At 70.1% G+C, this 22,873-nt stretch carries 18 protein-coding genes; 9 read left to right on the top strand and 9 right to left on the bottom strand.

Annotation, left to right across the window (positions count from 1 at the left end; genetic code table 11):
• The first annotated feature begins 81 nt into the window (after positions 1–81).
• The gene (locus P6F26_RS02945) at positions 82–1,281 is read left to right on the top strand and encodes a pyridoxal-phosphate-dependent aminotransferase family protein (RefSeq protein WP_278027149.1); all 1,200 of its coding nucleotides are present in this window, start codon (positions 82–84) and stop codon (positions 1,279–1,281) included.
• Between the two features lie 9 nt (positions 1,282–1,290).
• On the opposite strand, the gene P6F26_RS02940 is transcribed toward P6F26_RS02945, so the two are convergent.
• Positions 1,291–2,409 carry a pyridoxal phosphate-dependent aminotransferase gene (locus tag P6F26_RS02940; protein ID WP_278027148.1) on the bottom strand — a complete coding sequence of 373 codons (1,119 nt, stop codon included), beginning with the start codon at positions 2,407–2,409 and terminating at the stop codon, positions 1,291–1,293.
• Between the two features lie 92 nt (positions 2,410–2,501).
• On the opposite strand from P6F26_RS02940, the gene P6F26_RS02935 reads away from it, so the two are divergent.
• Positions 2,502–3,785, top strand: a complete 1,284-nt coding sequence (locus P6F26_RS02935) for a cation:proton antiporter domain-containing protein (protein ID WP_278027147.1) — start codon at positions 2,502–2,504, stop codon at positions 3,783–3,785.
• Here the strand turns inward: P6F26_RS02935 and P6F26_RS02930 are convergent.
• The 4 genes from P6F26_RS02930 to P6F26_RS02915 form a co-directional block, all read right to left on the bottom strand.
• Positions 3,701–3,928, bottom strand: a complete 228-nt coding sequence (locus tag P6F26_RS02930) for a DnaJ family domain-containing protein (RefSeq protein WP_278027146.1) — start codon at positions 3,926–3,928, stop codon at positions 3,701–3,703. The genes P6F26_RS02935 and P6F26_RS02930 overlap by 85 nt on opposite strands.
• 63 nt (positions 3,929–3,991) lie before the next feature.
• Entirely contained in the window at positions 3,992–7,126 is a 3,135-nt protein-coding gene (locus P6F26_RS02925; protein WP_278027145.1) for a valine--tRNA ligase, read from the bottom strand.
• Between the two features lie 276 nt (positions 7,127–7,402).
• Entirely contained in the window at positions 7,403–8,470 is a 1,068-nt protein-coding gene (gene mnmH / locus P6F26_RS02920; RefSeq protein WP_278027144.1) for a tRNA 2-selenouridine(34) synthase MnmH, read from the bottom strand.
• A 7-nt stretch (positions 8,471–8,477) separates the two neighbouring features.
• Entirely contained in the window at positions 8,478–9,362 is an 885-nt protein-coding gene (locus P6F26_RS02915; RefSeq protein WP_278027143.1) for an NAD(P)-dependent oxidoreductase, read from the bottom strand.
• A gap of 162 nt (positions 9,363–9,524) precedes the next feature.
• On the opposite strand from P6F26_RS02915, the gene P6F26_RS02910 reads away from it, so the two are divergent.
• Entirely contained in the window at positions 9,525–11,174 is a 1,650-nt protein-coding gene (locus tag P6F26_RS02910) for a tetratricopeptide repeat protein (RefSeq protein ID WP_278027142.1), read from the top strand.
• Positions 11,175–11,214: 40 nt separating this feature from the next.
• On the opposite strand, the gene P6F26_RS02905 is transcribed toward P6F26_RS02910, so the two are convergent.
• Positions 11,215–11,796, bottom strand: a complete 582-nt coding sequence (locus P6F26_RS02905) for a VOC family protein (protein ID WP_278027242.1) — start codon at positions 11,794–11,796, stop codon at positions 11,215–11,217.
• A 193-nt stretch (positions 11,797–11,989) separates the two neighbouring features.
• On the opposite strand from P6F26_RS02905, the gene P6F26_RS02900 reads away from it, so the two are divergent.
• Positions 11,990–12,835 carry a fumarylacetoacetate hydrolase family protein gene (locus P6F26_RS02900; RefSeq protein WP_278027141.1) on the top strand — a complete coding sequence of 282 codons (846 nt, stop codon included), beginning with the start codon at positions 11,990–11,992 and terminating at the stop codon, positions 12,833–12,835.
• Positions 12,836–12,882: 47 nt separating this feature from the next.
• Here the strand turns inward: P6F26_RS02900 and P6F26_RS02895 are convergent, their stop codons facing one another.
• The gene (locus P6F26_RS02895; RefSeq protein ID WP_278027140.1) at positions 12,883–16,506 is read right to left on the bottom strand and encodes a hydantoinase B/oxoprolinase family protein; all 3,624 of its coding nucleotides are present in this window, start codon (positions 16,504–16,506) and stop codon (positions 12,883–12,885) included.
• A 203-nt stretch (positions 16,507–16,709) separates the two neighbouring features.
• On the opposite strand from P6F26_RS02895, the gene P6F26_RS02890 reads away from it, so the two are divergent.
• The 5 genes from P6F26_RS02890 (at position 16,710) to P6F26_RS02870 (ending at position 21,099) form a co-directional block, all read left to right on the top strand.
• Entirely contained in the window at positions 16,710–17,690 is a 981-nt protein-coding gene (locus tag P6F26_RS02890; RefSeq protein ID WP_278027139.1) for a TRAP transporter substrate-binding protein, read from the top strand.
• 79 nt (positions 17,691–17,769) lie between these two features.
• Positions 17,770–18,330 (top strand): TRAP transporter small permease, encoded by a 561-nt coding sequence (locus P6F26_RS02885; protein WP_278027138.1) that lies wholly within the window; start codon positions 17,770–17,772, stop codon positions 18,328–18,330.
• Between the two features lies 1 nt (position 18,331).
• Positions 18,332–19,636 (top strand): TRAP transporter large permease, encoded by a 1,305-nt coding sequence (locus tag P6F26_RS02880; protein ID WP_278027137.1) that lies wholly within the window; start codon positions 18,332–18,334, stop codon positions 19,634–19,636.
• A 6-nt stretch (positions 19,637–19,642) separates the two neighbouring features.
• Positions 19,643–20,173, top strand: a complete 531-nt coding sequence (locus tag P6F26_RS02875; RefSeq protein ID WP_278027136.1) for a winged helix DNA-binding protein — start codon at positions 19,643–19,645, stop codon at positions 20,171–20,173.
• Positions 20,173–21,099, top strand: a complete 927-nt coding sequence (locus tag P6F26_RS02870) for a hypothetical protein (RefSeq protein WP_278027135.1) — start codon at positions 20,173–20,175, stop codon at positions 21,097–21,099. The genes P6F26_RS02875 and P6F26_RS02870 overlap by 1 nt, the downstream gene beginning before the upstream one ends.
• On the opposite strand, the gene modC is transcribed toward P6F26_RS02870, so the two are convergent.
• Positions 21,079–22,176, bottom strand: coding sequence for a molybdenum ABC transporter ATP-binding protein (gene modC / locus P6F26_RS02865; RefSeq protein ID WP_278027134.1), 1,098 nt, complete (start codon positions 22,174–22,176; stop codon positions 21,079–21,081). The genes P6F26_RS02870 and modC overlap by 21 nt on opposite strands.
• The gene (gene modB / locus P6F26_RS02860) at positions 22,176–22,868 is read right to left on the bottom strand and encodes a molybdate ABC transporter permease subunit (RefSeq protein ID WP_278027133.1); all 693 of its coding nucleotides are present in this window, start codon (positions 22,866–22,868) and stop codon (positions 22,176–22,178) included. Before modB ends, modC begins: the two co-directional genes overlap by 1 nt.
• Between the last annotated feature and the right edge of the window lie 5 nt (positions 22,869–22,873).

Here is a 22,873-nt window from a genome sequence, read left to right as displayed (position 1 = left end):
CCGCCAAGAAGGTCCGCGAGATTGACCTTCCTCGGGCGTCGTTCTAACTCGCGATGGTCCCGTGAGAGGAGCCCCCCCGAGATGAGCCTTGCCAACGGCCGCCACTACCTTGCCATCCCCGGCCCCTCCGTCGTGCCGGACCGCGTGCTGCAGGCGATGCACCGCCCCGCGCCGAACATCTACACGGGCGAACTGGTCGACATGGTGGCCAGCATCGCGCCGGACCTCAAGGCGGTCGCGCGCACCGAGCACAACGTCGCCATGTACATCGCCAACGGCCACGGCGCGTGGGAAGCGGCGCTGACCAACACCCTGAGCAGGGGCGACCGCATCCTCGTCCTGGGGACGGGCCGCTTCTGCCTCGGCTGGGGCGAGATGGCGAAGGCGCTGGGGATCGACGTGCAGGTGATCGACTTCGGACAGCGCAGCGACGTCGACGTGGCGCAGGTGGCCGAGACGCTCGAGGCCGACCGCGAGCACAGGATCAGGGCCGTCCTCGCGGTGCAGGTGGACACCTCGACGAGCGTAAGGAACGACATCGCCGCGCTGCGTGGCGCGCTCGACGCGGCAGGCCATCCCGCGCTTCTCTTCTCGGACAACATCGCCTGCCTCGCGGTGGACGAGTTCCACATGGACGCATGGGGCGTCGACGTGATGGTCACGGGAAGCCAGAAGGGCCTGATGACGCCGCCCGGCATGGCTTTCGTCTTCTTCAACGACCGCGCCGACGCCGCACGCAATGGCGCCGACCTCGTGACGCCCTACTGGGACTGGCGCCCGCGCGCGAACCCGCAGGAATTCTACCGCTACTTCAACGGCACGGCGCCGACGCATCACCTTTACGGCCTGCGCACCGCGCTCGACATGATCCTCCACGAGGAAGGCCTCGAGAACGTCTGGCACCGCCACGCGGTCCTCGCCCGTTCCGTATGGGCGGCGCTGGAGGTCTGGGGACAGGCGGGGCCGGTGCGTCCCAACATCGCCGACCGCAACAAGCGGAGCCATTCGGTGACGACCGTGAATTTCGGCCCCGGCAACGGCAAGCGGATGCGCGACTGGATGACCGCCGAGGCGGGCGTCACGCTGGGCATCCCGCTGGGCGGCGTTGAGGGTCCCGGCGGCAACGCCGATGATTACCTGCGCATCGGCCACATGGGGCATGTCAACGCGCACATGGTTCTGGGCGTGCTGGGGAGCCTGCAGGCGGGCATGTTCGCCCTCGGAATCCCGCATGGCGCGACGGGGATGGAAGCGGCGATGAAGGTGATCGCCGAAGGCTGACGGCCGGGCTCAGCCCGCCTGCCGCCCGCGCGCGTCGTCCAGCGCGCCGGGCAGCGCCGCGGCCAGAAGCGCCATGTCGTCCGGCGTCCCGCAAGACACGCGGATGCAACGGTCCTGCGGCGGCGTGAACGGCATCCTGACGAAGATCCCGCGCGCCACGAGGCCGTTCAGGACCCCGCGCGCGAAGGCGCCGTCCGCACCGCAGTCGATCGTGACGAAGTTCGTCGCCGACGGCAGCGGGATCAGGCCGTTGTCGCGCGCGATCTCGCCGATCCGCACGCGCGAGGCGGCGATCGCGTCCACGGTCCGCACCAGGTGCTCCTGGTCGGCAAGGGCGGCCAGCGCGCCGGCCTGCGCGACGCGGCCCACGCCGAAGTGATTGCGGATGCGGTTGAACGCGGCCGCGAAGTCGGGCGTGGCGATCCCGTAGCCCACGCGCAGGCCCGCAAGCCCGTAGGCCTTCGAGAAGGTCCTCAGCCGGATCACGCGCGGATGCGCGACGTCGATCGCGGGGACGGCACCCGCGGGCGCGGTGTCGGCATAGGCCTCGTCGAGCGCGAGCACCGCGCCCTCGGGCAGGGCGTCGATCATCGCCTGCACGGTCGCGGCGTCGTGCCAGCTTCCCATCGGGTTGTCGGGATTGGCGAAGTAGACCAGCTTGGCATCGACCTCGGCCGCCCTGGCGACAAGCGCCTCGGGGTCTTCGCGGTCGCCGGCATAGGGCACCTTGTGCAACGCGCCACCGAACCCCGAGACATGGTAGTTGAACGTGGGATAGGCCCCGTCCGACGTCACCACCGCATCTCCGGGCGCGACCAGCAGCCGGACGAGGTAGCCCAGAAGGCCGTCGATCCCCTCGCCCACGACGATGTTCCCGGCCTCCACACCGTGATGGGCGGCAAGCGCGTGACGAAGATCGTGCACCTCGGGGTCGCCGTACATCCACGCCTGCGAGGCGGCCTCGGCCATCGCCGAGACGGCTCGCGGGCTGGGTCCGAAGACGCTTTCGTTCGCGCCGAGGCGGGCGGCGAAGCCAGAACCGCGGGCGCGTTCCTGCGTCTCGGGGCCGACGAAGGGCACGGTGGCGGGCAGGCCCGCGACGATGTCTGTGTAACGTGGCGTCATCATGCGGGCGAAATGTCCGATCCTGCGCCATCGCGCAAGAGGCCGCGTGCACGGGCGGGAACAATCCCTCTCCGCTGCCGTTCGCCGATGGCATCATGGAACAGCTCAACGTCACCGTCGCGATCACCGGGGCCGTGGTCCTCTGCCTCGGGCTTCTGTCCACGAGGATAGACCGCGCATCGATGTCCGCGCCGCTGGTCGCGCTCGTGATCGGGATCCTGTGCGGGCCCTTCGGGGCGGGCTGGATCATGCCCGCAAGCTGGCCGAATTCCGAGACCGTCCTGAAGGAGGCCGCGCGCTTCACGCTCGCGATCTCCGTCTTCGGTATCGCGATGAGGACGCCGGTGCAGAGCTACCGCCGCCTCGTGCGGCCCGTGGCGGTGCTGCTGAGCCTCGGCATGGTCACGATGTGGGCTGTGTCGGGCGCCCTCGGCTGGGCGCTGCTGGGACTGCCGCCGCTGGCCGCGATGGCCCTCGGGGCGGCGCTGGCGCCGACCGACCCGGTCGTCGCCTCCTCCATCGTCACGGGCAAGATGGCCGAGCGCGCGCTTCCCGATCGCCTGCGCAGCACGCTGTCGCTGGAATCGGGGGCGAACGACGGCCTCGGCTACCTCCTCGTGCTGCTGCCGGTGCAGTTCACGCGCCACGACCCGGCACGCGCGTGGGAGGCCTGGTTCGTGGACACCCTCGTGATCGGCGTCCTCGCGGCGGTCGCCGCGGGGGCCGTGCTCGGATGGCTCTCGGCGCTTGCGCTGGAGACGGCAGCACGGCGGCGATGGGCCGAGAAGCACTCGCAGCTCAGCATGACCGTCGCGCTGTCGCTCACCGTGCTGGCGGCGGTGAAGCTTCTGGGATCGGACGGCATCCTCGCCGCCTTCGCGGCCGGCGCGGCCTTCAACATGACCGCGAGCCGCCGGCACGAACGCGAGGAGGAAAACGTGCAGGAGGCGATCTCGAAGCTGTTCAACCTGCCCGTCTTCGTCATCCTCGGCGCGGCGCTTCCGGTGGGCGGATGGGTGGCGCTCGGCTGGCAGGGGGTCGCGCTGGCCATCCTGATGCTCGCCCTGCGCCGTCCGGTCGCGCTGATGGTCTGCGGGCCGTTTCTGGGGCCGGGGATCACGCGGGCCGACAGGATCTTTCTCGGCTGGTTCGGCCCCGTCGGCGTCGCCGCCCTCTATTACGCCCTGCACCTTACCGAGCTGACCGGCGAGGTCGCGATCTGGCACGCCGCAAGCCTCGTGATCGTGGCCTCCGTCCTCGCGCACGGGCTGAGCTCGGCGGTGGGCCTGTCGCTCTATCCGACGCCCAGCGACACCCGCACCGCCTTCCTCAGCGCGATCTCCTCGGGCAGCGCGCCGTGCTCGTGCATGATCCGGTAGCCGACCGCCTCGCCGGGATCGACGAAGGCGTCCTCGGGCCGCTCGGGCAAGGGCCGGCCCTCGCCCGCAAGGCCCGAGAGCTTCCCCTCGGCCAGCGCCTTTCGCATCCGACGCTCGGCCAGCCTGTCCCAGCGGTTCGTCATGGCCGCAAGCCTATCACGGCGCGGGGCGGAACGCGCGCGCTTCCCGCCCTGCCGGCGATGGCGTCAGGCGATTTCCTGAAGCCGCGCGAGGGCGGCCTTCAGCTTGCCTTCCTCCTCCTCGCGCTGCGCGAGGTTCTCGCGGGTCTCGTCCACGACCTCCTCGGGCGCGCTCTCGACGAATTTCGGGTTCGACAGCCGACCCTTGAGGCCCCCGATCTCCTTGCCGAGCTTCTGGAGCGTCTTCTCCAGCCGCGCCTTTTCCTCGCCCACGTCGATCAGATCCGCGATGGGCAGGCCGAAGACACCCCCCTCGACGGCCACCGTCACGGCGCCCTTGGGCAGGGCGTCCACCTTCGTCACCTCCGACAGCCGCGCGAGGCGGTCGATCATCGCGCGGTTCCGCTCGAAGGCCCCCTGCCCGGCCGCGTCCAGCTCGGCCTGCATCAGTTGCACCTTCAGGCCCGCCGGGACGTGCATCTGCGCCCGGATCGAGCGGACCTCCTCGATCAGCCCGATGACCCACGACATCTCGCGGTCCGCCGCCTCGTCCACCAGCTCCTCGCCGTAGCCCGGCCAGTCCGCATGGACGAGCATCGTGCCGCGCCGGCCGATCGCGCCCCACAGCTCCTCCGTGATGAAGGGCATCGTGGGATGCAGAAGGATCAGGCACTGGTCGATGACCCAGGCCATCGTCGCGCGGGTCTCGGCGATCACGGCCTCGTCGCCCGAGGCGAACAGGGGCTTGGCGAATTCCAGATACCAGTCGCAGACCTTGTGCCAGACGAAGGCGTAAAGCCCGTTCGCGGCGTCGTTGAAACGGTATTGCGACAGCGCCTCGTCATGCGCGAGCCGCGCGCGCGCCGTCTCGCCCACGATCCACTTGTTGACGGTCTGGGTGACTGATGCGGGCTCGAAGCCCGCCACCGGCCTGCACTCGTTCATCTCGGCGAAGCGCGCGGCGTTCCACAGCTTCGTGCCGAAGTTGCGGTAGCCCTGGATGCGGTCCTTCGACAGCTTCAGGTCGCGCCCCATGGCCGCCATCGAGGTCAGCGTGAAGCGCAGCGCATCCGCGCCGAACTCGTCGATCAGCTCCAGCGGGTCGAGGACGTTGCCCACCGACTTCGACATCTTCCGTCCCTTCTCGTCGCGCACCAGCGCGTGGACGTAGACGTCGCGGAACGGCACCTCGCCCACGACGGCAAGCTGCATCATCATCATCCTGGCCACCCAGAAGAAGATGATGTCGAAGCCCGAGATCAGGACCGACGTGGGAAAGTAACGCTCCAGTTCGGGCGTCTTCTCGGGCCAGCCCAGCGTTCCGATGGGCCAGAGGCCGGACGAGAACCACGTGTCGAGCACGTCGGGATCGCGCCAGACCGGGTAGACGAGCTTCGTCGGGTCCTGGTCGATCTCGTATTGCGCAAGGCTCGCGCCCAGCATGTGCGCCGCCTCGTGGCGGTCTGCGGCCTCGACCACGCGGGCATGGTTCAGGGGCGTCGGCAGGCGGCCCAGCACGTCGGCGAACTGCCCCGAGACCGCCTCGAAATCGGCGGCGCAATGGTGGCGGTCCTCGCCCTCCAGCAACGTCTGCGCGTTGAGAAGCCGCAGCATCTCGACCTCGTCGAGCGCGCCGTCCCCCTCGTCGTCACGGAACCCCTGCCGCTCCAGGTCGAAGCCGTACCAGACCGGGATCTGGTGCCCCCACCACAGCTGGCGCGAGATCGTCCAGGGCTCGATGTTCTCCAGCCAGTGGAAATAGACCTTGCGGTGCTGCTCGGGGACGATGGTGGTCCGCCCGTCGCGCACGGCCTCCAGCGCGGGCCCCACGATCTTCGCGGTGTCGACGAACCACTGGTCGGTCAGCATCGGTTCGATCACCACCTTCGATCGGTCGCCGAAGGGCTGCGTGACGATCTTCTCCTCGACCAGCGGCACGACCGGGTCCGCGCCCTCGGTGCCCTTCGCCACGGCGGCCCTGCCAAGACGGGGATCGTCGCACTCCGTCATCACCGCGAGGCCCTCGGCGGTGATCTCCTCGATCACGCGGTCGCGCGCCTCGAACCGGTCGAGCCCGCGCAGGTGGTCGGGCACGAGGTTCAGAAGGTCGGCCTCCGCCTCGGACAGCGTGCGCCGGCCCTCGGCCACCTCGCGCGCCACGGCGGCGGCCTCGGCATAGGGCAGCCCGTCCTCGCGCATGTGCGCCTTGGTGTCCATCAGCCGGTAGCACGGAATGGAGTTGCGCTTCGCAACGCCGTAGTCGTTGAAATCGTGGGCGCCGGTGATCTTCACCGCGCCCGAGCCGAAGTCGGGATCGGGATACTCGTCGGTGATGATCGGGATGAGCCTGCGGTGCTCCTTCGGCCCGACGGGGATCTCGCACAGCATCCCCACGATCGGCGCATAGCGCGCGTCGGAGGGATGCACCGCCACCGCGCCGTCGCCCAGCATCGTCTCGGGGCGGGTCGTCGCGATGGAGATGTAGTCGCGCTCCTCCTCGAGGATCACGTTCCCGTCTTCATCTTTCTCCAAATACGTGTATGTCGCGCCGCCGGCGAGCGGATACCGGAAGTGCCACATCGCGCCCTCGACGTCGACGTTCTCGACCTCGAGATCGGAAATCGCCGTCTCGAAATGGGGGTCCCAGTTCACCAGCCGCTTGCCGCGGTAGATGTAGCCCTTCTCGTGCATGTCCACGAAGACCTTGATCACGGCGTCGTGGAAGTTGCCGTCCTCGCCCGCGGGCGCGCCCGGCGCGCCGGACATCGTGAAGGCCTCGCGGCTCCAGTCGCACGAGGCGCCGAGGCGCTTGAGCTGCTGGCGGATCGTGCCGCCGGACTTCTGCTTCCACGCCCAGACATGCTCGAGGAATTCCTCGCGGGTCATGTCGCGGCGGGACTTGCCCTCCTTCGCCAGCTCGCGCTCCACGACCATCTGCGTGGCGATGCCCGCGTGGTCCGTGCCCGGCTGCCAGAGCGTGTCGAAGCCGCGCATCCGGTGCCAGCGCGTCAGCACATCCTGAAGCGTGTTGTTGAAGGCGTGGCCGACATGCAGGACACCGGTGACGTTCGGCGGCGGGATCATGATCGAAAACGGTTCGGCCCCCGGCGCTGCGTTGGCGCCGGCCTTGAAACAGCCCGCCCGCTCCCATTCCGAATAGATCCGCGCCTCGGCCTCTGCGGCGTTGAAGGTCTTTTCCATGCGTCTCGCGCCTCATCTCTCGGGTCAGGGACGACCTACCGAAGCCGCGCGGAAAGGCCAAGAGGCGACAAGGACGGAAAGGCCTCTCCGCTCCCCGCGCGGGCCGCATGACGCGCCCCATGACGTGCCGCCATTCTGCGCCCCGCGCTGGCGCCGGGCAACCGCATCGCGCCCATCTGATCGGCGGCTTCCCCGATACGCGCCCCCCCGACGCCCCCGGGGCGCGGATACGCGAAACGCCCGGCGGCCCTGCCCGAAGCAAGGCTGCGACCGGCCTCAGGCCGCGTTGCGGGCCATGCCCGACAGGTGCTCCATGATGCGCCGGGCCGCCGCTGCGCGGGCCCCGGCATCGAGCGCCTCCAACTCCACGCGCGCCACGACGCGGCCCTCGTCGCTCCGGCGCAGCCGACCATAGGCCGGATCGTAGTGCTGCCGGATCAGCGCCTCCGAAAGGTCCTCGAGCCGTCCCTCTCCCAGCATCGCGAGCCAGCCATCCACCGTCTCGTGACCGGCGATGGCGCGCAGGCCGTCCAGCCGCGCGGTCAGGGCCGGCGCGTCGGCGGCGAGGCCGGCGTATTCCCCCGCGAGGAATCGCGCGCGCGCCTCGACGGGCGCCTCCACGACGATCCTCGGGCTGCCCCGCATCGCGACCCACAGCGCGGGCGGAATGCGCAGCCGTCCGATCCGCGCGCTCTCGGCCTCCACCAGCACGGGACGCGCGGGGTCCATGGCGTCGAGGGCCTGCACGAGGGCCGTCTCGAACCCCTTCTGCGCGGGCTGCTCGCCATCGACATCGCCCAGGATCGAGCCGCGGTGCCGCGCCAGACCCTCGAGGTCGATCACCTGCCCGCCCAGCGCCGCGATCTCGGCCAGAAGGGCCGTCTTGGCGGTGCCGGTATAGCCGTCGAGGCGGACGACCCTCAGCTTCAGGTCGACATCGTAGAGCCGCCCGACCACCAGCCGCCGCCAGCTGCGATAGCCGCCCTCCAGCGTCTGCACGCGCCAGCCGATCTGGCCCAGGATCGCCGCGAACGAGCCCGAACGCTGCCCGCCGCGCCAGCAATAGACCAGCGGCCGCCAGCCGCCGTCGCGGTCCATCAGGCCCTCCTCGATGTGGCGGGCGGCATTGCGGGCAACCATCGCCGCGCCGATCTTGCGGGCGCGGAAGGGGCTGTCCTGCGTGTAGATCGTGCCGACCTCGGCGCGCTCGGCGTCGCTGAGCACCGGCATGGAGACCGCGCCCGGAACGTGATCCTCGGCGAACTCGGACGGAGAGCGCACGTCGATGATCGTGTCGAACTCCGCCTGCCTCAGCGCGGCGCTATCTGTGAGGACGAACGGCAAGCGCGTCTCAGACCTCTTCGCCGTGCATCCTGCGGAACCGCTGGATCAGGCTCGACGTGTCCCAGCGCCCGCCGCCAAGCTGCTGCACCTCGGCGTAGAACTGGTCGACCAGCGCCGTGACCGGAAGGCTCAGGCCCATCTCCTTGCCCTGCTGCAGCGCGATGCCGAGGTCCTTGCGCATCCAGTCGACCGCGAAGCCGTGCTCGAAATGGTTGTCGATCATCGTGTCGGCGCGGTTCGCAAGCTGCCAGGATCCGCCCGCCCCCTGCGACACGAGCTTGGCGACCTTCTTGGCGTCGAGCCCGGCGGTCCGCGCGAACCACAGCCCCTCCGAGATCGACTGGACCGCGCCCACGATGCAGATCTGGTTGACCATCTTCGTGATCTGGCCCGCGCCGACGTCGCCGAAGCGTTCGGTCATCTTGGAATAGGCGTCGATCACGGGCGCGGCGGCGGCGAAATGCGCCTCGTCTCCGCCGCACATGACGACGAGCTGTCCGTTCTCGGCCCCGGCCTGTCCGCCCGAGACGGGCGCGTCGACCCAGCCGATGCCCGCCTTGGCGGCCTCGGCGGCCAGTTCGCGCGTCACGATCGCGGACACGGTGGTGTGGTCGACGAAGACCGCGCCCTCGCCCATGCCGGCAAGCGCGCCGTCCTCGCCCAGCACGACCGAGCGAAGGTCATCGTCGTTGCCCACGCAGGCCATGACGAACTCAGCCCCCGCGACCGCCTCGCGCGGGGTGGGCGCGTGCGACCCGCCATGCTCGTCCGCCCAGGCCTCGGCCTTGGACGCGGTGCGGTTGTAGACGGTGACCTCGTGGCCCGCCGCCTTCAGGTGTCCCGCCATCGGGTAGCCCATCACGCCCAAGCCCAGGAATGCCAGTTTCGCCATCGTGCCCTCCGCTGTCTGACCGGTGGCAGAAAGTAACAGCGCGCAGGGCGGTGTCCACAGGGGAAACCGGACGCGCGCCGAATCTGTCCCGACCGACCTGCGGGTGTGCTAGGATATTTCGTGCCGCGGCATCGCGGCGGCGGGGATGGGGGCAACGCCACGATGGACAGCACATTCGATCTCGGGCGCCACGCGCGCCCCGTCACGACATCTTCCGACATCGCCCAGGCGGCGTTCGACCGGGGGCTCGTCTGGCTTTACGGCTACAATCACGAGGCGGCGGCCGAGGCCTTCGCCGAGGCGCTGGAGGCCGACCCCGGCTGCGGCGCCGCGTGCTGGGGCCTCGCCTACGCGATCGGCCCCAACTACAACAGGCCGTGGGAGTTCTTCGCGCCGGAGGAGCGCGTCGAAACGCTGGCCCGCGCGCATCGCACGCTCGACGCCGCGCGGGCCCTGAAGGGCAGTCTGTCCCCGGTCGAGAACGACCTGATCGAGGCCCTCGCGGCGCGCTACCCGACCGACCCCGAGATCGAGGATTACGCTCCGTGGAACGACGCCTTCTGCGACGGGATGCGCAAGGTCTACGCGGCGCATCCCGACGATCTGGACGTCATCGCCATCTTCGCCGAGGCCCTGATGAACCGGACGCCATGGCTTCTGTGGGATCTCAGGACCGACGGTCCGGCGGAAGGCGCCTCGACGCTCGAGGCGCAGGCGGCGCTGGAGCGCGCGTTCGACACCTTCCCGGCCGCGTGGGACCATCCGGGCCTGCTGCACATGTACATCCACCTCATGGAGATGTCGCCGACCCCCGAGAAGGCGCTTCTGCACGGCGACCGCCTGACGGACCTGGTGCCCGACAGCGGGCACCTCGTGCACATGGCCACGCATATCGACGTGCTGTGCGGCGACTACCACAACGTCGTCTCGCGCAACCGCAAGGCCGCCCGGATCGACCGCAAGTACGAGGCGCTGAAGGGGGCGAAGAACTTCTACACCGTCTACCGCATCCACAACGTGCATTTCGAAGCCTACGGCGCGATGTTTCTTGGCCAGCCCGAGGCGGCGCTGGCGGCTTCGGACCGGCTGATCGAGATGCTGCCCGACGACGTGACGGCCTACATGCCCGAGCTGTTCGAAAGCTTCCACGGCAAGAAGGTGCACGTCATGATCCGCTTCGGCATGTGGCGGGAGATCCTCGACCTGCCGATGCCCGCCGATCCCGGCCTCTACCGCTACACGACCTGCGCGATGCACCAGGCGCGCGCCGTGGCGCTGGCGAACCTCGGCCGTCACGACGAGGCGCTGCCGGAGCGGGAGAAGTCCGTCGCCGCGCGCGCCGCGCTGCCTGAGGACTGGATGGTGTTCAACAACACCGCCATCGACGTGCTCGCCGTCGGCGAGGCGATGATGGACGGCGAGATCGCGTTCAAGGCGGGACGGATCGAGGAAGGCCTCGACCACCTGCGCCGCTCGGTCGCGCTGGACGACGACCTGCTCTACGACGAACCGTGGGGCTGGATGCAGCCCGCGCGCCACGCGCTCGGCGCGCTTCTGATGGAGGCCGGACACCACGACGAGGCCGAGGCCGTCTACCGGGCCGATCTGGGTCTGGACGAAACGCTCGCCCGGCCCTGCCAGCACCCGCGCAACGTCTGGAGCCTGCACGGGCTGCACGAATGCCTCGTGCGTCGCGGCGAACGCACCGAGGCGCACCACATCGCGCGGCAACTCGAGCAGGCGACGGCGCGCGCGACCGTGCCGATTCGCGCGTCCTGCTGCTGCAGGAAGCCCGCCGAGGCGGCGGCCTGACCGGCAAGCGGCGGCGGAACGGTCCCGCCCGGTGCGCGCCTCAGTAGGGGTTGCGCGCAGTCCGGTCGGGGGAAAGCGATTGCTGGCGGCGTTCCACCAGGGCCTCGATCGCGTCGGCGAGGTGCACCTTGTCGATGTGGTGGTCGCCGCGCGCGACACGGATGCGATGCGCCTCGATCATGACGTCTGCATGGCGGCAGCCCTCGGGCGGCTCGAACCGGTAGGAGGCAAGCTCGATCCTGAGGCCGAGCGGGTCGCGGAAATAGATCGAATCCATGAAGCCGCGGTCCTTCGGCCCGGAATGCGCCACGCCCCTCGCGTCCAGCCGCTCGGCGATCTGCCAGAACGTCGCCTGGCTGACGTTCAGGGCGAGGTGGTGCAGCGATCCCGTGGCCTCGGGAACCGCGGTGGCGTCGGGTTTGCGCTCCTCGTCGGTGAAGATCGTGATCAACCGGCCATCGCCCGGATCGAAGTAGAGATGCCCTTGACCGGGGTCGTCGAGATTGGGCTGGTCGAAGATGAAGGGCATGCCCAGCACGCCCTCCCAGAAGTCGATGGACGTCTGGCGGTCCGCGCCGATCAGGGTGATGTGATGCACACCCTGGGTCTGGATCTTGCGGATGTCGTTCTGTGGCATGTCTGCACCTCCCCGAACCTCTGGCGGCGAACATAACGTGCCGGGCGGCGTTTGTCCTGTCCATCGGCGCACAGCTCCTGTGTCCGGGTGGCGTCGCCCCCGGCGCGAGAGACGCATTGCAATCCGCCGCCGGCTGGGGTGAGACATGAGCCGGGACACCGCTAGACGAGGAGACGAGATGCGGCTGGTATCTTTCACGCGCCCCGACGGAAGCGCGGGCTACGGAACGACGGACGGCACGCACGTCCTGGACGCGGCGGCGGCGCTGGGGTCGCGCTACCGCGACCTCGTCGAGGTGATCGCGGCGGACGCCATCGGCGAGCTGGAGGGGCTGGGCGAGGCGTTGCCCCTGGCCGACGTGACGCTCCTGCCGCCGGTAACGACACCGGAGAAGATCCTGTGCATCGGGTTGAACTACCTGCCGCACATCCTCGAGACGGGGCGCGCGAAGCCCGAGAAGCCCACGATCTTCACGCGCTACCCGGACTCGCTCGTGGGTCACGGCGAGGCGATCGTGCGCCCTTCGGCGAGCCCCAAGCACGACTACGAGGGCGAGCTTGCGATCATCATCGGCAAGCCCGGCCGCCACATCGCCGAGGCCGACGCCTGGGATCACATCGCGGGCTATTCCTGCTTCAACGACGGCTCGATCCGCGATTACCAGAACCACACGACGCAGTTCTGGCCCGGCAAGAACTTCGAGAAATCGGGGTCTTTCGGACCGTGGATGGTGACGCCTGACGAGGTCGGCGACATCCTCGGCCAGACGATGCGGACCCGCGTCAACGGCAATGTCGAGCAGGAGACGCCGATCAGCGACATGGCGATCGGCATCCCCGAGCTGATCGCCTACGCCTCGACCGTCACGACGCTGAAGCCCGGCGACGTGATCGCCACCGGCACCCCCGGCGGCGTCGGCGCGCACCGCAAGCCGCAGCTGTTCCTCGAGCCCGGCATGACGGTCGAGGTCGAGATCACCGGCGTCGGCACGCTGCGCAACGGCGTGATCGCCGAAGAGGGCTGACCCGGCGGCCGCGCCCCCCCGGCCTGACGTCCGGGGGCGCGGGCCCCCTAGGTCTTTCCGTAGCCGCCCGCGGTCGGCGTGATCACCGTGATCGTCTCGCCCGCGTCCAGCACCGTCTGGTCGCAGGCGTTCAAGACCTCGACACGGCCATCGGCGCGCCCGACCTCGGTGCGCCCGACCTCGCCCGGACCGCCGCCCGCGATGCCGTTGGGCGGAGCGGCGCGGTGCGAGGACAGGATCGCGCAGTCCATGCGCTCGAGGAAGCGGATGCGCCGCTCGGTCCCGTCGCCCGCGGGGAAGGCGCCCTTGCCGCCCGACCCCTCGCGCAGGCCGAAATGCTCCAAGAGCACCGGAAAGCGCATCTCGAGCACCTCGGGATCGGTCAGGCGCGAATTCGTCATGTGGACGTGGACGCCCGAGGTGCCCCCGAACCCGCGCCCCGAATTCATCACGCCTGCGGGCGAGCCCGAGCAGATCGTCTCGTAGTACTGGTAGGTGTCGTTGCCGAAGGTCAGGTTGTTCATCGTGCCCTGGCTGTTGGCGATGGCCCCCAGCGCGCCGAAGATGCAGTTGGTGACATGCTGCGAGGTCTCGACGTTGCCCGCCACCACGGCGCGCGGATATGCCGGCTTCAGCATGGAGCCCTCGGGGATGACGATGCGGATGGGGCGCAGGCAGCCTGCGTTCATCGGGATCGGCGCTTCGACCATGACGCGGAAACAGTAGAGGACGGCGGCCCGTGTCACCGGCTCGGGCGCGTTGAAGTTGTTGTCGGTGGCCTCGGACGTGCCGGTGAAATCCACCGTCGCCTCGCGCGCGTCGCGGTCCACGGTGATCTTCACGCGGATCACCTGGCCCGTGTCGGTCGGATATTGGTAGTCGCAATCCTCGAGCCGCCCAAGAAGCCTGCGCACCTCCTCGGCGGCGTTGTCCTGCACATGGCCCATGTAGGCGCGCACGGTGTCGAGGCCGAACTCGGCCACCATGCGCTTCAGCTCGGCCGCGCCGCGCTCGTTGGCGGCGATCTGCGCCTTGAGGTCGGCGATGTTCTGGTCGGGATTGCGCGCCGGATAGGGATGGTCGGTCAAGAGGGTGCGCAGCGCGTCCTCGCGGAAGCTGCCGCGCTCCACGAGGACGAAGTTGTCGAACAGGACCCCCTCCTCGTCCACGGTCTTCGCCAGCGGCGTCATCGATCCCGGCGCCGTGCCGCCGACATCGGCGTGATGCCCGCGCGAGGCGACCCAGAACAGGATCTCGGCGCCATCGTCGTCGAAGACGGGCGAGACCACGGTGATGTCGGGCAGGTGCGTTCCGCCGTTGTAGGGCGCGTTCAGCGCGAAGACGTCGCCGGGCCGGATGTGGCCCGCGTTGAGGCGGATCACCGTCTCCACGCTGCGATCCATCGAGCCGAGGTGCACTGGCATGTGCGGCGCGTTCGCGACCAGCGCGCCGTCGCGGTCGAACACGGCGCAGGAGAAGTCGAGCCGTTCCTTGATGTTGACGGAATGCGCGGTGTTCTGAAGCGCCACGCCCATCTGCTCGGCGATGTTCATGAAGAGGTTGTTGAACACCTCAAGGAGGATCGGGTCGGCCTCGGTCGTGCCTGCGGCCGAGGTGCGGGCCATCCTCTCGTGGCGGCGCATGAGGATGTCGTCGCGCGCCGTCAGCTCGGCGGTCCAGCCGGGCTCGATCACGACAGTCTGGTTCGGCTCGATGATCAGCGCGGGGCCCTTGACCCTATCGCCGGCCGAAAGCCCCTCGCGGGTGAAGACCGCGGCCTCCACATGGGCCCCGCCCGAGAAGATCGGAACCGTCCGGTCCGAGGACGCGTCGCGCGCCACGGCCTCGGCCGTCCGGGCCGCGCCGGCCTCGCGGGCGGCCTCGGTCATCTCGACCTCCACGGCCTCCACGGTCACGGGCTTGTCCTCGCTCACGAAGCCGAACTGCGCCTTGTGCGCGGCCTCGAAGGCGGCTCGGGCGGCCTTCGGATCGCCATCCCACGTCACCGGCAGCGCGGTGTCGGTTCCCGCATATCGCAGGTGCAGGCGCGAGACGGCCGAGGCCGCGCCGACGTCCACGCCCTGCTCGGCCAGCTCGGCGGAGACGGCCCTTTCGAGGTCGGCGGTCAGGCGGTTCACCGCCTCGACGCTGTCGGGCCCAAGCTCGCGCACCAGCGCCTGCTGGCGGCTGGCGGAGACGGTCGCCCGCCCGATGCCGTAGGCCGACAAGAGCCCCGAAAGCGGATGGATCAGCACCGCCTCCATGCCCAGCGCGTCGGCCACCAGGCAGGCGTGCTGCCCGGCCGCGCCGCCGAACGCGTTCAGCAGATACTTCGTGACGTCATAGCCGCGCTGGACGGAGATCTTCTTGATCGCGTTGGCCATGTTCTCGACGGCGATGGTCAGGAAACCCTCGGCGACCTCCTCGGGCGACTTGCCTTCCGCATCGGCGATCTCGGCGAATTTCGCGCGCACCACCGCGTCGTCCAGCGCCTCGTCCTGCCCGGGGCCGAAGACGCGGGGGAAGAACTCGGGGCGCAGCTTGCCCAGCATGACGTTCGCGTCCGTCACCGTCAGGGGACCGCCCCGGCGGTAGCAGGCGGGGCCAGGATTGGCGCCCGCGCTGTCGGGGCCGGCGCGGAAGCGGCCCGGATCGGCGTGCAGGATCGAGCCGCCGCCCGCCGCGACCGTGTGGATGCGCATCATCGGCGCGCGAATGCGCACGCCCGCCACCTCGGTGTCGAAGGCGCGCTCGTAATCGCCCGCGTAGTGCGCGACATCCGTCGAGGTGCCGCCCATGTCGAAGCCGATGACCTTGGCGAAGCCCGCGTCCGAGGCCGTCTCGACCATGCCGACGACGCCGCCGGCCGGGCCCGACAGGATCGCGTCCTTCCCCTGGAACTTCTCGGCCGCGGTCATGCCGCCCGATGACATCATGAACTGAAGCGTCGGCCCCGCCTCGCCCGCCGGCGTCGCGCCCAGCGCGTCCGCGACGCGGGCGACGTAGCGGCCGAGGATCGGGGACAGGTAGGCGTCCACCACCGTCGTGTCGCCGCGCCCCACCAGCTTGACCAGCGGGCTGACCTCGTGGCTGACCGAGACCTGCGAGAAACCCATCGACCGGACGAGGCCGGCAAGCGCCGTCTCGTGCGCGGGGTTCTTCCATGCATGCATCAGGACGATGGCGACCGCGTCGATGCCGTCGGCCTTCGCCCGCTCCAGCGCGCCGCGCACCGCTTCGGGATCTGGCGCGCGTTCCACGGTGCCGTCGGCGCGCAGGCGCTCGTCGACCTCGATGACGCGATCATAGAGCTGCTCGGGCAGGACGATCTCCTTGGCGAAGATGTCGGGCCGGGCCTGGTAGGCGATGCGCAGCGCGTCGCGGAACCCCTTTGTGATGACGAGCAGCGTCCGGTCGCCCTTGCGCTCCAGAAGCGCGTTGGTCGCGACCGTGGTGCCCATCTTGACCGTGCCGATCAGCGCGGGATCTATCTCGCCGCCCAGAAGCCTGCGGATGCCCTCGATGGCGGCGTCCTCGTAGGCCTCGGGGTTCTCGGACAGAAGCTTGAGCGGGCGCATCTCGCCGCCGGGGGCGCGGCCCACGACGTCGGTGAAGGTGCCGCCACGGTCGATCCAGAAATCCCATCGCTGCGCCGCGTTCGCGTCTGCCATTCCGGCCTCCCCTGTGGCTCGCCGCCCATTTTCCGGGCAGTGCGAAAGAGCGCCATGCGCCCGCCTTCACCAATCAATCACATTTTGTTGACAAATTGTAGGTGTAGGGTCAAGCTTCATTTACGCCGGGTCAATCAAGAGCCCGGACAGCCCCTCCGGCCCGGCCGCGACGGTCAGGCCACCCAACACGGGAGATACCAGACATGACCCTGACGCTTCGCAGCGCAGCCCTTGCCACCACGGCCCTCGCCCTCGCCCTTCCGGCGGCGGCCCAGACCGCGTGGGACATGCCGACGCCCTATGGCGACGCGGTGTTCCACACGCAGAACATCATGGAATTCGCCGACGACGTGCGCGAAGGCACGGACGGGGCGCTCGACATCACGGTGCACTCCGCCGGCTCGCTCTTCGGCCACCCCGAGATCAAGGACGCCGTGCGCCGCGGCCTCGCGCCCATCGGCGAGATCCTCCTGTCGCGCCTCGCCAACGAGAACCCGGTCTTCGAGGCCGATTCCATCCCCTTCCTCGCCGACAGCTATCCCGACGCGCAGGCGCTCTGGGGCGCCTCCCGGCCCGCCGTCGAAGAGCTTCTGGCCGAGCAGGGCCTGACCCTTCTCTATGCCGTGCCGTGGCCGGGCCAGTCGCTCTACCTGACCGAGGAGGTCACCGACCCGGCCCAGCTGGCCGGCGTCAGCTTCCGCGCCTACAACACCGCGACCGAGCGCCTTGCCGACCTTCTCGACATGACGCCGACGCAGGTCGAGGCCGGCGACATCCCCACCGCCTTCGCCACGGGCCGCGTCTCGGCGATGATGACCTCGCCCTCCACCGGCGTCTCGTCGCAGGCATGGGACTTCACCAACGTCTATGTCGACGTGAACGCGTGGCTTCCCAAGAACGTCGTCTTCGTGAACACCGACGCGTTCAATGCGCTGCCCGAGGATCAGCAGACCGCGCTGATGGAGGCCGCCATGGAGGCCGAGGCGCGCGGCTGGGCGATGTCGGAGGCCGAGACCGCGACGCAGATCGCGACGCTGGAAGAGAACGGCATGACCGTGACCCAGCCCTCGCCCGAACTGGCCGCGGCGCTGGCCGCGGCAGGCGAGACCATGACCAGCGAATGGCTGGAGCGCGCCGGCGACGCGGGCGCCGCGATCGTCGAGGCCTATCAGGCCGCACGCTGATCGTTCCTCGGGGCCGGGCGAGCAGATCGCCCGGCCCTTTCTCCATCCGCACACGCATCTCAATTCCGGAGGCCGCCTCATGCGACGCGCGCTCGACCTCATCTATGCTTCGGCACTCGTCGCGTCGGCCTGCGGGCTGGTGTCGATTGCGGCCCTCGTCTTCATCCAGATCGCCGGGCGCATCCTCGACCGCGCACTCCTCGCGGCGGGGATGGAGACGGTGGGCCTTCAGGTGCCCTCGCTCGCCGAGATCGGCGGCTTCCTCTTCGTCGCGGCCGCGTTCCTCGCGCTTCCAGCGACGCTGCGCGCGGCGGGCCATGTGCGGGTGACGATGCTCGCCCGGGCCCTGCCTGACGCGGGCGCGAGGGCCCTCACCGTCGCCGTGCTCGCCGCCGGGCTCGGGCTCGCGGGCTTCGCAACGTGGCATTCGTGGCTGCAGGCCCTCGACAGCTGGCAGTTCGACTCGGTCTCCTTCGGAATGATCCCGATCCCGCTGTGGATCCCGCAGGGCGCGATGACCCTCGGCCTCGGCATCTTCGCGGTGGCGCTTCTGGACGAGCTTCTGGCCGCGCTCGCAGGACGCACGCCCGCCTTCATCGCCGCCGAGGGCGCGAAATCCATCGACGACGCGGGGCACTGAAATGGACCTTCTGACGCTTTCCCTCATCCTCGTCGCCGTCCTGTTCCTGTGCCTCGCGCTGGGGCTGTGGGTCGGCTTCTCGCTGATCGTCGTGGGCCTCGTGGGCATGACGCTCGCCACGCCCGCCCCCGTCGGCGCGGTCTTCGCGACCAAGGCCTGGGCCTCGCTCAACATCTGGGACCTCACGGCGCTGCCGATGTTCATCTGGATGGGCGAGATCCTGTTCCGGTCGCGATTGTCCTCGGACATGTTCCGGGGCCTCTCGCCCCTCACGCGGCGGCTTCCCGGCGGGCTTCTGCACGTCAACATCATGGGCTGCGCGCTTTTTGCGGCGGTCTCGGGATCCTCGGCCGCGACCACGGCGACCGTGGGCCGCATGTCGCTGCCGGAACTGCGCAAGCGCGGCTACGACGACCGCATGGCCATCGGCACGCTGGCGGGATCGGGCACCTTCGGCTTTCTCATCCCGCCGTCGATCATCCTGATCGTCTACGGCGCGGCCACCGAGCAGTCGATCGCGCGCCTGTTCCTTGCGGGCGTCCTTCCGGGGCTGATGCTGGCGGCGCTGTTCGGCGGCTACACGATGCTCTGGGCGTGGCTCAACCGCGACCGGATGCCCGATCCCGAACCGCCCGTCCCCTTCCTCGAGAAGCTGCGCGCGGCGGCCCTGCTCCTGCCGACGCTTCTGCTGATCGTGGCCGTCATCGGCTCGATCTACGCGGGCCTCGCCTCGCCTACCGAGGCCGCCGTCGTCGGCGTCGTCGGCGCGCTGGTGATCTCTGGCCTCTCGGGCGGGATCGACCGGCAGGGCGCGTGGGACAGCCTGAAGGGCGCGGTCATCACGACCTGCATGATCGCGTTCATCCTCGCGGGCGCGGCCTTCCTGACGGGGGCGATGGGCTATACCGGCATCCCGCGCAGCCTCGCCGCTTGGATCGGCGAGCAGGGCCTGAACCAGTACGCGCTGCTCGCCGCGCTCCTGGTGTTCTTCATCGTGCTGGGCTTCTTCCTCGATGGCATCTCCATCGTGGTGCTGACCGTGTCGGTGATCCTGCCGATGGTGCTGGCGGCGGGGATCGACCCGATCTGGTTCGGCGTCTTCCTCGTGCTCGTCGTGGAGATGAGCCAGATCACCCCGCCCGTGGGCTTCAACCTCTTCGTGCTGCAATCCATCACCGGGCGGGACATCTTCACGGTCGCGCGCTACGCGCTGCCCTTCTTCCTGCTCCTCGTGCTGGCGACTGCGATCCTGACGATCTTCCCCGAGATCGCGCTGTGGCTGCCCTCGACGATGTCCAACAGGTGATCCGCGATGAGTGACGAGAAACGCGCCCTGCCCGATGTCGGTCCGGTCGTCTCCTCCGCCCATCTCGCCCAGAGCGCGCTTCCGGCGCTGTCCGAGGTCGAGTTCGCGGTGACCATGATGAACAACGCCTACCACCGCTGGATGGTGCGCTGCATGACCGCGGCGGGCGGGCCCGCGATGTCGCCGCTGGAGGTCCTGATCCTGCATCTCGTGCATCACAGGGACCGCTCCAAGACGCTGGCCGAGGTCTGCCTGATCCTCAACATCGAGGACACGCACCTCGCCAATTACGCGATCCGCAAGCTGACGCAGGCGGGACTGGTCGAGCCGGGTCGCAAGGGCAAGGAAAAGACGATCCAGATCACCGCGGAGGGCGCGAAGCTCTGCGCGCGCTACAAGGAGGTCCGCGAGGCGCTTCTGGTGCGCGCAGCGCGCCAGCTCGGGCGCGACCCCGACGACATCAGCCGGGTCGCGGCGCTTCTGCGCGCGCTGTCCGGAAGCTACGATCAGGCGGCGCGCGCGGCCGCGGCGCTGTGATGCTCGCCGTCTCCGCCGCGATCGCGGCGCGCGGTCGCTGGGCGCTGATCGCGGGGCTGGCCGTGGGCCTTGGCTCGCCGTCGGCGGCGGTCGCCGTGCGGCCCTTCGTGGGACTGCTCGTCATCGCCGTCCTCTTTCTCGCCTTCCTGCGCATCGGGCCCGCCGGGCTGCGCATCGGGCGCGCGGCGCTTGGCCGGGCTGCGGGAACGGCGCTCGCGTTCCAGTTGGCGCTGCCCTGCGCGGCGGCCCTCGTGCTGCTGGGAGCCGGCCTTCTGTCCGGCCCGCTGGCCCTTGGCACGGTGCTGATCCTCGCGGCGGCGCCGATCACGGGCGCGGCGCCGATCGCGGCGATGGCCGGCGGCGATCCGGCCCCGGCCCTCCGCCAGACCGTGATCGGCACCGTCCTTCTGCCGCTCACGGTGTTGCCCGTCTTCGCGCTGGCGCCGGCATTCGGCGATGCGGGCGCCGTCTTCGGCACGGCCCTGAGGCTTCTGGGGGTGATCGCGCTGGCGGGCGGGGCCGCGTTCATGCTGCGCACCAACGGCGTTGTCCCCGATACCCCCGGCAGCGCGACCGTGCTCGATGCCCTGTCGGCGGTCCTGCTGGGCATCGTCGTGGTGGGCCTGATGTCGGGCGCGGCCTCGGCGCTGCGCGAGGCGCCCAGCGCGCTGTTCGGCACGCTCGCCCTCGTCTCGGCGGTGGCCTTCGGGCTTCAGGCGCTGACCGCGCGCCTGTGGCGAACGCCCGAGGCCGCCGCGCCGATGGCCGTGGTCGCGGGAAACCGCAACGTCGCGCTGTTCCTCGGCGTTCTGCCAGCGCCGCTGATCGACGAGCTGATGCTGGTGATCGGGTGCTACCAGATCCCCATGTACCTGACGCCGCTGGTGCTACCGTGGCTTCTGAGGCTACGCGCCGGCCGCCGGTAGCCCGCCGATGTCGGAGGGCGCGACCGAGACCGTCTTGACGATGGCATGGACGGCGCCCCCCTCGGCAAGGCCCAGCGCCGCAGCCGAGCGGCGGGTGACGCGCGCCAGCACGCGGCCCGCAGGCGTCTCGAGCGCGACGATGACGCCGGGGCCCTCGCCGGACCGGATCCCGCGCACCGTGCCGGGCAGGATGTTCAGCGCCGAAAGCCCCTCGGGGCGGGCGCGCGACAGGATCACGTCATGGGCCGCGATGCGCAGGCGCAGGCGTGCGCCGGGACCCTGCGGGACGCGCGGCAGAAACAGCGGCACGCCGCCCGCCTCCAGCTCGGTCAGGCCGTCGTCGTGATGCGCGACCACGCGCGCGGTCAGGACGGCGCCCGCCTCGCGCGCGCCGGCCGGAAGCACCGCAGGGTCGCCCAGCACATCGGCGGCGGGACCCTGCGCGATCACCCGGCCGTTATCGAGCGCGACGACCGTGGTCGCCAGCCGCGCGACTTCGGAGGCGGCGTGGCTCACATAAAGGATCGGCACCGCCACCTCGTCCCGCAGCCGCTCGAAATAGGGCAGGATCTCGGCCTTGCGCGTCTCGTCGAGGGCCGCCAGCGGCTCGTCCGCGAGGATCAGGCGCGGCGCGGACAGAAGCGCGCGGCCTATGGCGACGCGGCTCTTCTCGCCGCCCGACAGCGCGCCCGGACGCCGGTCCAGCAGATGGCCGATCCCCAGAAGCTCGACGACGTGGCCCTGATCCTCGCGCGGGGCGCCCCTCGGCGCGAACCACGCGCCATAGGCGAGGTTCTGGCGCACGGTCAGGTGCGGGAACAGCCGTCCCTCCTGGAAGATGTAGCCCACGCGCCTGCGGTGCGGCGGGAGGCGAATGTTCCGCGCCGTGTCCAGAAGCACCCAGTCGCCCGAGGCGATCCGCCCCTCGCGCGGCGAGAGCAGGCCCGCGACCGCGTTCACGATCGTCGTCTTGCCCGAGCCCGAGCGCCCGAACAGGACCGTGACCCCGGGCGGCGCGGCGAAGGAGGCGTCGAGCGTGAAGTCGCCGAAGCCATGGCGCAGGGACACCTCCAGCATCAGCGCCCCCCGACCCGCGCGGCCACGCGCCGCCCGACGACCTCGGACAGCAGCAGTGCGGCCATCGCCACCGCGACCGAGACCAGCACCAGCTTCATCGCGGGTCCCTGGCCGCCCGGCACCTGCAGGAAGGCGTAGATCGCCGACGGGATCGTGCGTGTCTCGCCGGGAATGTTCGAGACGAAGGTGATCGTCGCGCCGAACTCGCCCATCGCCTTGGCGAAGGCGAGGATCGCGCCCGCCACGATCCCCGGCAGCGCCATCGGCAGCGTCACGGTCACGAACACCCAGAGGGGCGACGCGCCCAGCGTGGCGCCCGCCTGCTCCAGCTTCGGGTCCGTCGCCTCGATCGACAGCCGTATCGCGCGCACCATCAGCGGAAAGGCCATGATCCCCGCCGCCAGCGCCGCGCCGGTCCAGCGGAAGGCCACGACGATGCCCGCCTCGGCGAGAAGGCCGCCCACCGGCCCCTGCGTGCCGAAGGTCAGCAGAAGAAGGTAGCCCGTCACCACCGGCGGCAGGATCAGGGGCAGATGCACGACCCCGTTCAGAAGCTGCTTGCCCGGAAACTCCCGCCGCGCGAGCGCATGGGCCACGACGATGCCGGGCGGCAGGCTGACGATCGTGGCCCAGAGCGCCACACGCAGGGACAGCGCAACCGCCTGCCATTCCTGGGGTCCGAGCCAGTCCATGCCCG

Source organism: Roseicyclus salinarum (assembly GCF_029624655.1).
Taxonomy (GTDB): Bacteria; Pseudomonadota; Alphaproteobacteria; order Rhodobacterales; family Rhodobacteraceae; genus Roseibacterium; species Roseibacterium salinarum.
The sequence above is the reverse complement of the archived record's forward strand: the minus strand, read 5'-3'. Positions and strand labels throughout refer to the sequence as shown.